This is a genomic window from Bacteroidota bacterium, from assembly GCA_019637975.1.
Lineage (GTDB): Bacteria > Bacteroidota > Ignavibacteria > UBA10030 > UBA6906 > CAADGV01.
The window spans coordinates 200,709-213,884 of sequence record JAHBUR010000001.1 but is presented as its reverse complement, the minus strand read 5'-3'; the positions used below and the strand labels follow the sequence as shown (position 1 = coordinate 213,884).

The window sequence follows — 13,176 nt, the reverse complement described above, 5'->3', positions numbered from 1 at the left end:
ACTCCGTTATTGTGAGTACGATACATCTCCGGACGGGCGGCCTCCTTCTTTCGTTGCTGTGCTTCACGTATCTATCCTTCTCTCAAACGAACCCTATGCGGTTCGACCATATTTCGGTTGAGCAGGGTCTTTCCAATTTTACTCCCTTCAACATTATTCAGGATAAATTCGGCTTCTTGTGGATCGGAACCGAAGATGGCCTGAACCGCTACGATGGCCATACCTTCACTGTGTATAAACACAGGCCGCAGGACTCTACTTCAATCTCAAGCAATACTGTTACAGGCACGGCAGTTGACAGGCGGGGCACACTGTGGCTGACGGCGTCAAGTCACATGCTTATGAGATACAATCCGAACTCCGATTCGTTTGTGCGGTATAGCCTGAAAGACAGCCTTGTGCCGAAAGATTTCTTCATGGTATCCGGGGCAATTGTTCCCGACGAAACCGACGACGGAATCTGGATTGCGACGAATCACGGTTTGCGGCTTTTCCATCCGCCTACTGGAGAATTGCTGGCGTTTCGTCTTGCCGTGCCGGATAGCCAGGCGTTTTGGAGCAATGTGATGACCTGCCTTATCGATGATCGGTCGGGCAATCTCTGGATCGGGTCGAACAACGGAATTCACCGCTTCAACAAGCAAACTGCGACGTTCAAGAGTTATTTCCCGCAGTCTCGCTACCCGAGTTCGCCTCACAGTCGCAATACCATCAACTCCATTGTGATCGACAGTACCGGAACTATATGGGCCGGGGCCGCCGCCGGTTTGATGCAGTACAATCCCACGACAGACGAGTTTCAGCCGGTGAAGCTACGGGTCGAAGGACAGCAGTATGCACCGGGAGACTTGTTCATCGTGCCAATGTTTGTTGATGCGGGGGGAGTACTCTGGTTCGGGACGTTTAATGAGGGATTGATAAAATACGACGCGAACCAAGGCAAGTTCGTTCAGTTTCTCAGCAACCCGAAAAATCCGCGCTCATTATTGAATAATCGCGTTACGTGCATTTACCAGGATCGATCGGGTGTGTTGTGGGTGGGGAATTACCGTGCCGGACTCAACAAATACAACCGTCGCGAGGATCAGTTTGCGCATTATCCCACAGCCGAAGCAGTATATGCGATATGGGAAGACTCCTTCGGTGATCTGTGGGTCGGGACGAGCGGAGAGGGTTTGTTCCGCTACAAGGGGGGGAGAGGAATTCCCGAGCAATTTTTCTCCGGTGGAAATCCGCCCCGGTTGCCTCGTACCAACAGCGTCTATTCATTGTGCGAAGAATCCAACGGAGATATGTGGATTGGAACGAACATCGGCCTGAGCCGTTACGACCGGGCCACCGGCATTTTTCGAAACTATCGGGTTGCCCCTCCTTCTCAAAGAGCTGAAGAACACAACATCAAATCATTGATGATTGATCGTGATGGAGATCTGTGGGCAGGCTCAGTTACACACGGGATGTTTCGTTTCAACCGGCAAACAGAAACATTCACGGCGTATGTCCATCACCCTGACGATTCCACATCGCTCGCCAACAACGGAGTCTGGTCGCTGTTTCAGGACTCGAAAGGAAGAATCTGGGTGGCGACGTTTGGCGGCGGATTAACGCTATTCGATAAGGCAAGCAATAGATTCACGCGGCGATACATGACGAAAGCGGAAGATACAACAACACTGGGCGGGGATGCACTGTACACTGTACGGGAAGATAACACAGGAAATCTGTGGGTGGGACAGTTTGCCACAGGTGCAACCAAGCTCGATCCCGAGACAGGCCTGTGTGTCCAATATAACGATCTGAACGGCCTGTCGGACAATTTTGTGAAGACGATTCTCTTTGATTCAAAGGGGAATCCGTGGATGGGTACCGACAAAGGCATAACGTTTCTCGATGTTGCGTCCGGGCAGTTTGAGTATTACAAGGAAAAAGACGGGCTGCACAGCAATGTTCTTCTTTCCGGTGCAGCTTTCAAGAATCGTGATGGGCGTTTCTATTTCGGGGGAATAAACGGCGTCACGGCTTTCTACCCCGATAGTCTCAAGAGAAGTTCCTACAAACCTCCCGTTGTCGTCACCAGCTTTCACGTGTTCGGGAAACCCCATCCTCTCGAGCATTCAATCATGCAAACTCCCCGGATTAAGTTGGAGCACGACCAGAATTCACTCTCGTTCGAATTCGTCTCTCTCGACTTTTCTTTACCCGAAAAGAACCAATTTGCGTACAGGCTCGATGGGATTGACCCTGAATGGATGTACGTCGGTACGCGGAGATTTGCCGGATACTCGCATTTGCCTCCCGGCGAATACACGTTCAGAGTGATCGGAACGAACAGCGACGGGATTTGGAATTTTGAGGGTGCCTCAACGCACATCATCATTACCCCTCCTTTCTGGGGAACGTGGTGGTTCCGCGCCGGCGCTGTGCTTGCGCTGTTCGGGATAGGGGTGGCCGCATACAATTATCGTGTAAACCGCCTTCTCGAAATCGAGCGTCTTCGCGTCCGCATTGCCAGCGACCTGCACGATGATATCGGCTCTTCCCTTACAAAAATCTCCCTGCAGAGCGAGCTTATTCAGGAAGGGTTTGAACCCGAAGAACGTGAGAACTATCTGCAGAACATCGCTTCGATGAGCCGCGAGTTGGTTACGTCCATGAGCGACATCGTCTGGTCTATTGACGCACGCAATGACACTATCGAAAACCTTCTCGATAAGATGAGAAGTTTCGGACTCAGTACGTTGTCTGCAAAAGATATCGGCTTCTCTATTTCCCATTCGGGATTCGAAGTGAAGAAGAAACTCTCGGTTGACGTTCGTGAGAACATCTACCTCATCTTCAAAGAAGCAATCAACAATGTCGCAAAGCACGCGAATGCAAACAGCGTCAATGTTGTTCTGCGGAATGATTCGGACAAATGTTCAATGCTGATTGTCGATAACGGGAAGGGGTGGGAAGGAGTGGAGCGTCCCAGCGGTCACGGCACAAAAAACATGAAGATGCGTGCCGAACGCCTCGGCGGCACAATCGAATTTGTGAAAGATGAGGGGACGAGAGTTATGCTCACAATGAGAAGACTTTGACAGTGTTTTGAATGGAGATGATTCAGTACCGGAGAATAGCGTATCATGCAATCCCGAAAGGCTTCAAGCCCTTCCTTTTCTGCTTTTTCTTCATTCCGATTGTTGCCGCAGTCGGCCAAACCCGTCAAATGAAATTCGATCACCTCACAGTTGAACACGGTCTGTCGAGCCTTACGCCATTTCATATTGTACAGGATAAGCAGGGGTTTCTCTGGATCGGCACGGAAGATGGATTGAATCGTTACGACGGCTACACATTTGTTGTGTATCGTGCCGACCCGAAGGATTCAACAACACTCAGTAGAGGATTGTGTACCGGATTGAGTGTGACCCCTGACGGGAATCTCTGGGTTTCAACCGAAACCGACATTCTTCACTGTTACGACCCCGACACTGATTCGTTTGTTCGTCATAAGATTGTCGTTCCGCCCGAAATCAAGATCGACTACCGGCTGAGTCTCGGCCACATTAAGCCGGAAGGCGATAGCACGTTGTGGATTGCTACAAATGCGGGTTTGTGCAAATTCAACACGAAGACGTTTGAAAGCCGCTTCTTCACACATGACACGGCGGATTCATCTACGCTAAGTATGAACGCAATCCGCACGCTTTGTCTGGAAGGAAACGACTTCATATGGATTTCCTCGTCGAACGGGCTGAACCTGTTCGATAAGCGAAACGAAAAGGTTCGGAGGTTTCAGCTCAACGTTCCGCCGTTCAAGCCGGGCCATAACGATGTGCACGATGTTGCGGTAGATGCCGAAGGCACAGTCTGGGCAGCGACCTTTTCAGGATTGTTGCGGCTCGAAAGGCGGACCGGAAGCTTCATTCCCTTCAGACAGAAAACGTCAAAAGGCCCTGATCTTGGAACAGAGGTATTCGTCAACACCGTGTATGTTGACGACAAGGGAATTGTGTGGGTGGGCACCTTCAGGGATGGATTGTTCCGATACGATCCGTCGTCCGGGCGGTTCTCACAGCACCTTCATGACGCCGCAAACCCCCGTTCGCTGAATGACGATAGAATTACGTGCATCATTCAGGATCGATCGGATGTGCTGTGGATCGGAACATACCGCGTGGGGCTGAACAAGTACGACAGACGCCGGGATCAGTATGCACACTATCCGGCTAACCGTGGCGTGTTTGCCATTCGTGAGGATTCGTTTGGCAACGTCTGGACGGGAATGTTCGGAACGGGGATTCGCATCTACGAAAAGCAGTCGGGCGTGATGAGAGAATTCCCGCCGAATCCTTCAAAGCCCGGGGGCTTGCGTGGGCCGGAGATCTACTCGTTTGCCGAAGATCGTTCGGGCGACATGTGGATTGCGACGAACCTCGGCATTGAGCGATATGATCGTACAACGAAACACTTCAGGCAACATGAGTTGAACAAATTCTTGCGGCGAGCCGCCTACCCCACAATAAAATGCCTGTTGATTGACAACGATGGAGAGTTGTGGGCAGGTACGTTCGCGCCGAGTCTCTTAAGGTACAACCCGAAGAATGGAGCCGTGAGTGAATATAAGCACGAACCTGGTAATCCGAATTCGCTCATCCCCGGTGAAATCTGGACATTGTATGAGGATCGGGCGGGAAGAATCTGGGCCGGATCGTTCAGCGGCGGCGTGAGCATGATTGACAAGAAGACAAATGCATTCACTTCTTTTCGACACAACGAGGACGACCCGACAAGTCTTCCGGTTCACGGCGTGTACGCAATCACCCAGGATGAAGAAGGAGTTTTCTGGTTGGGCGGAGTCGGCGGGGGACTGATGCGATTCGATAGCGAATCGGGGATCTATAAACAGTACACGGTACGTGACGGACTTGCGGACAATTTTGTCAAGACTGTGATTGCTGACGCAAAAGGAAATCTCTGGCTCGGCACCGACAAAGGGATTTCCCTGTTCGACAAGAAGCTTGAGGTGTTCAAGAACCTAAAAGAGAAGGACGGACTTCTGGGCAACGTGTTCCTCTCGGGGTCGGCATTTCGGAGTCCCTCGGGAATGCTGTATTTCGGCGGCGAGGGGGGCGTAACGGCGTTTCACCCCGATAGTCTTAAACCCAAGGAATACAAACCTCCCGTCGTGCTAACGAGCTTCAAAGTGTTCGAGAAGCCGTTTCCGCTTGAAAGGTCCATCATGTACCTTTCCGGCATTTCATTGAAGCACGATGAGCACACCTTCTCGTTCGAGTTCGTTGCACTCGACTACTCGCTTCCCGAAAGAAACGAATACGCGTACAAGCTTGAGGGGCTTGATACCGGATGGACTCACGCAGGGACACGTCGATACGCCAGCTATACACACATTCCTCCGGGATTGTACACGTTCCGCGTTCGCGGATCGAACAGTGATGGGGTCTGGAATGAGGAGGGCACGTCTATGCGGCTTGTGATTGAACCGCCGTACTGGGAAACCTGGTGGTTCAGAATTGCGGCTGTTATACTCCTCGCCGGGTTGGGTGCGGCAATCTACAACTATCGTGTGAACAGACTTTTGGAAATTGAGCGCCTGCGTGTGCGTATTGCCAGCGACTTGCATGACGATATCGGCTCATCTCTTACAAAAATCTCCTTGCAAAGCGAATTAATTCAGGAAGGATTTGAGCCTGAAGAAAGGGAGAACTATCTCACAAATATCGCCACGATGAGCCGCGAGCTTGTTACATCAATGAGTGATATCGTCTGGTCAATAGACGCCCGCAACGATACGATCGAAAGCGTGCTCGACAAAATGAAGAGCTTCGCATCGAGCACACTTGCGGCAAAAGATATAGGTTTCAGCTTTGCTCATTCGGGTCTCGATCTGAAGAAGAAAATTCCTGTTGATGTTCGGGAAAATCTGTACCTTATCTTTAAAGAAACCATCAACAACATCGCCAAACATGCCGACGCCTCACACGTAAACGTTGTTCTGCGGAATGATGCAGACGGATTTTCGATGATTGTTGTAGATGATGGAAAAGGTTGGGAAGGTACAGCACGCCCGAGCGGACACGGGACGAAGAACATGAGGATGCGTGCAGAGAGGCTTGGTGGTACGATCGATTTTGTGAAGGATGAGGGGACGCGCGTTGTTCTCAAGGTCCGGAAACTCTGAGTTTTCTTTATTGTTTCGGGTATTTCCCCACATTCTCATGTAGTTATCCAACTCACTGATTTTTCGTAGTATAGCCTCATGATAACAGTCGGAATTGTCGAAGACGACAAGGACATACGAACAGGCATTCAGAAGTATCTGAGCCATCAGAAAGAGTTTCTCTGCGAAGTGACCGGAGAGTCGGTAGAGGAGTTTCTTGACAAGGCGAAGCAAGTCGAATTTCCTGAAGTGATCCTGAGCGACATCGGCTTGCCGGGTATGTCGGGAATAGACGGCATGCGATTGATCAAGGAAGATCATCCCGAAACGGATATTATCATGCTCACCGTGTACAACGATTGGCAGAAGATTTTCGATTCGTTGCGGGCAGGGGCGTCAGGCTATCTTGTGAAGAATACGCCGCTGGCGGAAATCAAAAAAGCTATTGAGACTGTACGCACAGGCGGCTCCGTCATGTCGCCCGAAATTGCACGCAAGGTAATGGAACATTTCAACTCTCCGGCAACGTTACAAGCGGAGAAGTCGCAGCCCGAATCCATCCTCACGCCGAAAGAAAAAGAAATCGTCATCGGATTGGTGGATGGGTTGAGTTACAAACTGCTTGCAGATCGTATGAGTATCTCGATTGACACGATCCGCTTTCACATCAAGAACATCTACAAAAAACTCCACGTCAACTCCAAGGCGGAAGTAATCAGCAAGTCACTACGGGGAGAGATCTAAGAGGAGTGTTGATGGGAATGGATGTTGACGCCTACCTTCGCAGAATTAACTTCAGCAGCAGCCTGAAAGCAAATAGCGACACACTTCGGAATCTCCACCGTTCACACATGATGTCCGTGCCGTTTGAGAATCTTGACATTCATACCGGAACGGAGATCCTGTTGGATGAGAGTCGGTTCTTTGAGAAGATTGTCAACAGGAATCGGGGCGGGTTCTGCTACGAGTTGAACGGACTGTTTGCCGGACTTCTTCGCGAGATCGGGTTTGATGTGACACTTTGCTCGGCGCAAGTCTTTCAGGAGGAGAGGCCGGGTCCGGAATACGATCATCTGACGTTGATTGTGCATCTTGATGAGCCGTGGTTGGCAGACGTCGGGTTTGGGGATTCGTTTCTTGAGCCGCTCGGAATGAACAGCGCCGTTGATCAGGTTCATGGGGGCATAGCATATCGGATTAGTGATGACGGTGAGGCTGTTACCCTATGGCGGCGAAAGCCCGAAGGCAAGGATGAGCCGCAATATATCTTCAACAAAAAGCCCCGGTTGCTTTCCGAGTTTTCCGGCATGTGTACGTATCATCAAACTTCGCCGCTTTCTCATTTTACCCGCAAACGCATTTGCTCGCTTGCGATGCCGGACGGAAGAATCACGCTCAGCGACAACAGACTCATTCTTGCCTCAAATGGCAAACGGACAGAGCGTGAGCTTACCGACTTTGAATACAAGGTCGCATTGAACGAACACTTTGGTATTGACCTCGACGGATCTTCTCTCGCCACATCCGGTTCGTTGGCGTAACCCCAGCTCTCTGCAACTCTCTTCCGATCATTTTCCGCTTTACGCTTCAATCTACCACATTCTCATGTAGGTAGCAGAGCATACTCCGTCCCGTATCACCTTTCACAATTCCTGCATCGATATGCGGTAGTTCCGACCGCTGTTGCAGGTTAGATTGAAATCATCCCATATCAATCATCAACACACTTATGAAAGGAATCACCATGAGATTTGCATCCGTTGTGGCGCTGTTTGTGCTGTTCGGTTGGCTGGCAGAAGACGCTGCCTCCCAGATTTCCATCGGCCCCGACAAGTTGCCTTCCGCAGGTGATGTGTTTATTGCACACCCGATGGATACAGCGGGCGTGTTTGAAGGGACCGCCGGCGCAAACAAATCCTGGAACTTTGCAGGGCTTACGTCAAGTGCATTGCCCGAAACAATTCGGTACGTCAATGCCGCGGCAACTCCTTACGTGCAACAGTTTCCGAATGCGAGCCTTGCCAGTGTAATTGATGACGGCGGCTTCATCACGTACGCGTATTTTTCAACCGCATCAAGCAAGCTCACATTTTACGGTTCGGCCGGCGAGGAGTTTATCATTCAGTACGATGATCCCGAACTTCAAATGTCAACTCCGTTGCACTTCAACGACCAGTACAGCGATGAATTCAGAGGCGTGATGAATGGCGAGGGCTTTTCGGTGAGAACAACCGGCTCGCTGAACGTTATCAACGACAGCTACGGAATGCTGGTACTGCCGGGCGGGGCATCAATGCAGGCGGCACGCGTCAAGTTTGTGCGCCAGAATTTCGATACGACATTTGTCAACGGCATTCCGCTCATGACGTCGTCCTTGACCATCACGTCGTATGAATGGTTCAGTGCCTCCGCCAAGTTTCCTGTTCTGCAGATTGCCTACTACGTTCACGTGACAAACGGCAGTACCACAAGGATCAAGAAGGTCGATTACCACCCCGTTGCGCCGACAAGTGTCGACGAACGGAAGAAAGATGGGGTTGCCGCAACGTTCAGGCTCGATCAGAATTTCCCGAATCCCTTTAATCCGGCAACGACCATTGGTTTCCAGCTTCCGCAATCGGGAAAAGTCTCGTTGAAGGTGTACACCCTCCTCGGTCAGGAAGTTGCGACGTTGCTCGATGAGGAGCTGGGCAACGGCATCTATGCAATTCCCTTTGATGCAGGTAATCTGGCAAGCGGCACGTACGTCTATCGCTTGCAGGTTGGTGATGCAGTTCAGACAAAGAAGTTGACGTTGCTGAAATAGATTCCGGTTCGGGTGCGGGGGACCGTACCCGGGCTTTCACGTCGTCCCATTTCAAACTTAAAAGAGGAGATAGCTCGTGTACAGGTTGTTTGTGCAAGCATGTCTGATTCCAGTGATACTGTTCGTGGCGGGGTGTTCGAAGAGCTCGGACAGCATTGTCGATCCGGGCAACGGTGGCAGCGGCGGGAATGATGGAGGTGGAACGGTTACGGCCGAGCAACGGCGTGCCGCGGTTGATTCTGTGATGGTGTTCGCAGAGTCGCTGAGATGAGGCTGGCAACGTTGCTCGAATCTTCCGGTGCCACCTACTTCGCAAGCGGCAGCTATACAAGTCCCGGCGGCAGCACGGAAACCTGGTCGGGTGGAGGCAGCATTGCGCTTCTGACTTCCCCCACGCAGCAAGTCGGCTTCGGTATGCACGGTTCGTTCATCGATCTCGCATCGGGTCATGCGGATCTGAATTTCGGATTGTCGGGTGTGACCTACACCTCCGCCGTCAATAATCTCATTTTCGATATGCCGTTGATAATCGTGATGACTGGACTCAGATTCCACATTGATTCACAGAACAGGATTGTTGGCGGTTCGCACTCTGTCCCGCTCGGCAATCATTCGGCAACGCTGTCGTGGTCAACGATATCGCCGCTGCATCCACCGACTTCGGATTATGCACGGTAGAATTCAACGAGTTCCACTTTGAAGGATACCTTACGCGCTATGAAACTCAGTATTCTCTCTTTCACAAATTTCTGCCTGGCAGTTGCAGGCTTTGCACAGACCGGCGGTTACTATAGCAGCCGGAAAGAAGTTCTGCCCTAGTACGTTTTCACGGGGAGACGTTTTCCCTTTCTCTTCCCTCGAACAAAGAGGATGAAAAGGCAATCGGTATGCGGAAGACTCAAAACCTTCGGGCTTAATCTGCTCCGCTTCCTGCAGATTGATGGCGCCTTTGCGCATGATACGTTCACGGACGAAAAATCCTATTTCGCTCAAGTGAAGGTGGGCTGGTAACACCCACATGAAGATGCATGCAGAGCGGCAGCGTCGTACTACGTGGTCTAACCTACATTGAGATGTAGTAACAGAACGGGGGCAAATCAACTATCTTTATCAACATCAAAACATGAGGTACACACTATGAAGAAACTCCTGGTTATCCTGACATTTGTGACTGCGACGGTTTCGGCAGCGCAGGCACAGTTCTCATTCAGCGGCGGCCCGCACGGCGGACTGACATTCTCATCGTTTCCACAAGGAGTGAAGGACTTCTACGGAATCGGGTTTGGCGGCGGCGCACATGCAGACTTGAATATCGCGAGCTTCTTGACGACCCGGTTGAATTTTGATTACAGCTCATTTCCTTCGGACAAGACGAAGCTGAAGACTCAATTCAGGGTTACCGATCCGAACGGGAATCCGACGAACAACTTTGAAGTCACAGGCGGAAATGTCTCGATTATCGGCATTTCGTTGAATGGCATCGGTAAGATTCCGACGCATTCATCCGTTACTCCGTACGGTATGATCGGCTTCGGACTTCACATCCTGAGTCAAAGTGAACTGAAGGTAGTAGCCGCAGGCAATACACTGCTTACCATTCCGTCTCCATCAAGCGACACGAATTTTGGAATGAACTTCGGCGCGGGTGTTGAGTTCGGGTTGGGTCACAGGACGAAGTTGTTTGTTGACGTGAAATATATGTTGATCTTCACGCAGAATGCAAATTCGTCGCATCTTCCGGTAGCTGTAGGCTTTTCGTTCTGATGTTCTTGCGGCGGAGCCGACCCGGTTGGTTCGGCACCCTGTGTGTTCTCTGAAAATCAAGTTGTCCAAAGCCATCGCAATAGGAAAAACCATGTTTGCAATCTTTTCTCTCGTACCTCTCCTTCAGCGCGGAGCCGATGCTCAACGAACGCCCGACAACAGGCGTTCAGTGAAGTTGGGATTGAAACGGAATGCGCGCAAGAACACAAGGGCGTTCTCCAGCAGTAATGTGTCAAAAGAACGTGCAGGGAAGAAGGCGGTTGTCAAATGCTAAAAGGGATACATCATACGGGTTCAGCGATTGTCGGCGGCGTTATTGCGTCATTCATTTTCATCGGCATTGGCGGCCGCATTGCAATGCACATGCTGGCACTCTTCACACATCAGCCGCTGACGTTTAGCATCGAAGGGACGATTGCGGCATTGGTGTTCTCGACCTCAATCGGTGTAATAGGCGGAATTCTGTTCAGTCTTGTAGGATGCCATTTGCCCGGTTCCCGGACTTCAAAGGGGGGGTATTTCGGGCTCTTGCTTTTCATTGTTCTTATTCCCATGTTGCCCACCCCAATTCAGGAGGATGCACTGTCGCTTGGCAAGTACGTACCTCTGGCAATCACGATCTTTGGACTTCTTCTCATGGGTTTCGGTGCAACGCTTTCGTTCCTGTACCGGAAGCTCGGCAGTGTGCAGCTGGGCCAACCCCAACGGTCAATCGAACAGAAGACGGACCAATCCGTCATTTACCTTTCCAACAACAAAATGGAGAATTCCATGAAAGTCTCACGCACTGTCGTCCTGTGTGTTATAGCGTTCGTTTCTCTGGCACAGACGCCTTCACCGGCGCAACAGAAGTCTGCCACGAACAAGAAACTGATTGAACGAGGTGAGTACCTTGTAAATTTCGGTGGATGCAATGATTGTCATACACCCAAGAAAATGGGACCGCATGGCCCTGTGCTCGACGAATCAAAGCTTCTCTCCGGTCAACCGGCACACGAACCAATTCCGCAAGTTCCACAAGGCGTTCTCGCTCCGGATAAGTGGATGGCACTCACGAACGGGCACTTGGCAGCATGGGCCGGTCCATGGGGCATCAGTTTTGCCCGCAATCTCACGCCCGATATCGAAACAGGACTCGGCAGCTGGACTGAAGAGATGTTCATCAAGACGTTACGTACGGGCAAGCAAATGGGAGAAGGCCGCCCGATTCTTCCGCCGATGCCGTGGGAGAACTTTGCCAAGCTTACCGACGCAGACTTGAAGGCGATCTTCGCATATCTCAAATCATTGCCGCCGATTCGTAACGCCGTGCATGACCCGATTCCGCCGGCAGGGACTGAGCATTAGTAAGCCGGAGCAATGTCTGACATGAAAGCAGGAAACATTGAACGACGGGCCTCCATTCTTTTGACAGCTATTGTTGCATTTGCCGTCAATCTCCTTGCTGCTCAACCGTACAAAGCCATTGTGGTGAAGGAGGGGGGAACGATCTCCGGTGTTGTACGATTGCAGGGAAGTCTGCCGAAGCTGGATTTCGACATCACGAAAGACAACGATTGGTGCGGGACGAAGAAAAAGTCGCCGCGCCTTGTGGTTGGAAAAAACAACGGCGTTGCCAACGCAGTGATTTCGCTGGTAGGGATTGCAGAAGGGAAGAAACACCTCTATGGCGGGAAATATATTCTCGACCAGCGAAAATGCGAATATGTTCCTCACGTGCTGCTGCTTCCGATGGGTTCGCCGTTGGAGATTGTGAACAGCGATGCGGTTCTTCACAACGTGCATACCTATGAAGGCAGCGGCAGGACGATATTCAATATAGCCCAACCGATAAAAGGTGTTCGCTTTCCGGTGAAGGCCTCACAATTTGCTATGCCGGGTGCATATCACGCCACTTGCGATGCGGGCCACCCGTGGATGAGTGCATACGTTATCGCAACCGAACATCCGTACTATGTGCTCTCGAATCCGGTCGGAAAGTTCGAACTCAGGGATGTTCCGCCCGGAACGTACAAGCTCAAAATGTGGCACGAGGGTGTGAATGTGACTCGAACCGAATTGGATGGCAAAAAGGCGAAGGTATACTACTACGAGCCTCCGTATGAGAAAATTCGTGAAGTTGTTGTTCAGCGCAACGGAAATATCTCGGTCGACTTCATGCTCGAATTGAGACCTGCAGCTATAGTGAAGAATTAGATATTTCGGGTGGTTGTTTTTACGAGGGCGCTTCCACGTTCATGCGTGAGCGCCTTCTCTGCTTTTGTGCCTGTCGTACTTGACGAAATGTCAATATCAACCCGCCGTTTTTTCATCCCCCTCTGAAATCATTTCACCATTCTTCTGACGAAGTGACACCGCATAAAACTGCGTCAGATGATGCTACGGTATAACCTTTTGAATTTCAAGGACTTTCTCGACAGTAGATTGAATGGCATAAGCATTG

Annotated in this window: 12 protein-coding genes; all 12 read left to right on the top strand. The window is 51.0% G+C overall.

Going from position 1 to position 13,176, the window contains the following annotated elements; genetic code table 11:
- Positions 1-3,080, top strand: a 3,080-nt coding sequence (locus KF749_00920; GenBank protein ID MBX2989708.1) for a hypothetical protein, incomplete at its 5' end; no start/stop codon positions are given.
- A gap of 17 nt (positions 3,081-3,097) precedes the next feature.
- Positions 3,098-6,184, top strand: a complete 3,087-nt coding sequence (locus KF749_00915; protein ID MBX2989707.1) for a hypothetical protein — start codon at positions 3,098-3,100, stop codon at positions 6,182-6,184.
- Between the two features lie 78 nt (positions 6,185-6,262).
- Positions 6,263-6,907, top strand: coding sequence for a response regulator transcription factor (locus tag KF749_00910; protein MBX2989706.1), 645 nt, complete (start codon positions 6,263-6,265; stop codon positions 6,905-6,907).
- Between the two features lie 17 nt (positions 6,908-6,924).
- Positions 6,925-7,704, top strand: a complete 780-nt coding sequence (locus tag KF749_00905) for an arylamine N-acetyltransferase (GenBank protein MBX2989705.1) — start codon at positions 6,925-6,927, stop codon at positions 7,702-7,704.
- A gap of 203 nt (positions 7,705-7,907) precedes the next feature.
- Positions 7,908-8,969: a T9SS type A sorting domain-containing protein gene (locus KF749_00900; protein ID MBX2989704.1), complete on the top strand. Its 1,062-nt coding sequence runs from the start codon at positions 7,908-7,910 to the stop codon at positions 8,967-8,969.
- A gap of 76 nt (positions 8,970-9,045) precedes the next feature.
- Positions 9,046-9,240, top strand: coding sequence for a hypothetical protein (locus KF749_00895; GenBank protein MBX2989703.1), 195 nt, complete (start codon positions 9,046-9,048; stop codon positions 9,238-9,240).
- Positions 9,237-9,647 (top strand): hypothetical protein, encoded by a 411-nt coding sequence (locus tag KF749_00890; GenBank protein ID MBX2989702.1) that lies wholly within the window; start codon positions 9,237-9,239, stop codon positions 9,645-9,647. The genes KF749_00895 and KF749_00890 overlap by 4 nt, the downstream gene beginning before the upstream one ends.
- 192 nt (positions 9,648-9,839) lie before the next feature.
- A complete protein-coding gene (locus KF749_00885) occupies positions 9,840-9,980 on the top strand; it encodes a hypothetical protein (protein ID MBX2989701.1) in 141 nt (46 codons plus the stop codon).
- Between the two features lie 126 nt (positions 9,981-10,106).
- Complete coding sequence (locus tag KF749_00880) at positions 10,107-10,733, top strand: porin family protein (protein ID MBX2989700.1); 627 nt, start codon at positions 10,107-10,109, stop codon at positions 10,731-10,733.
- Positions 10,734-10,824: 91 nt separating this feature from the next.
- Positions 10,825-11,007: a hypothetical protein gene (locus KF749_00875; GenBank protein ID MBX2989699.1), complete on the top strand. Its 183-nt coding sequence runs from the start codon at positions 10,825-10,827 to the stop codon at positions 11,005-11,007.
- 485 nt (positions 11,008-11,492) lie between these two features.
- Positions 11,493-12,080, top strand: coding sequence for a c-type cytochrome (locus KF749_00870; protein MBX2989698.1), 588 nt, complete (start codon positions 11,493-11,495; stop codon positions 12,078-12,080).
- A 21-nt stretch (positions 12,081-12,101) separates the two neighbouring features.
- Complete coding sequence (locus KF749_00865; GenBank protein ID MBX2989697.1) at positions 12,102-12,929, top strand: hypothetical protein; 828 nt, start codon at positions 12,102-12,104, stop codon at positions 12,927-12,929.
- Positions 12,930-13,176: the final 247 nt, after the last annotated feature.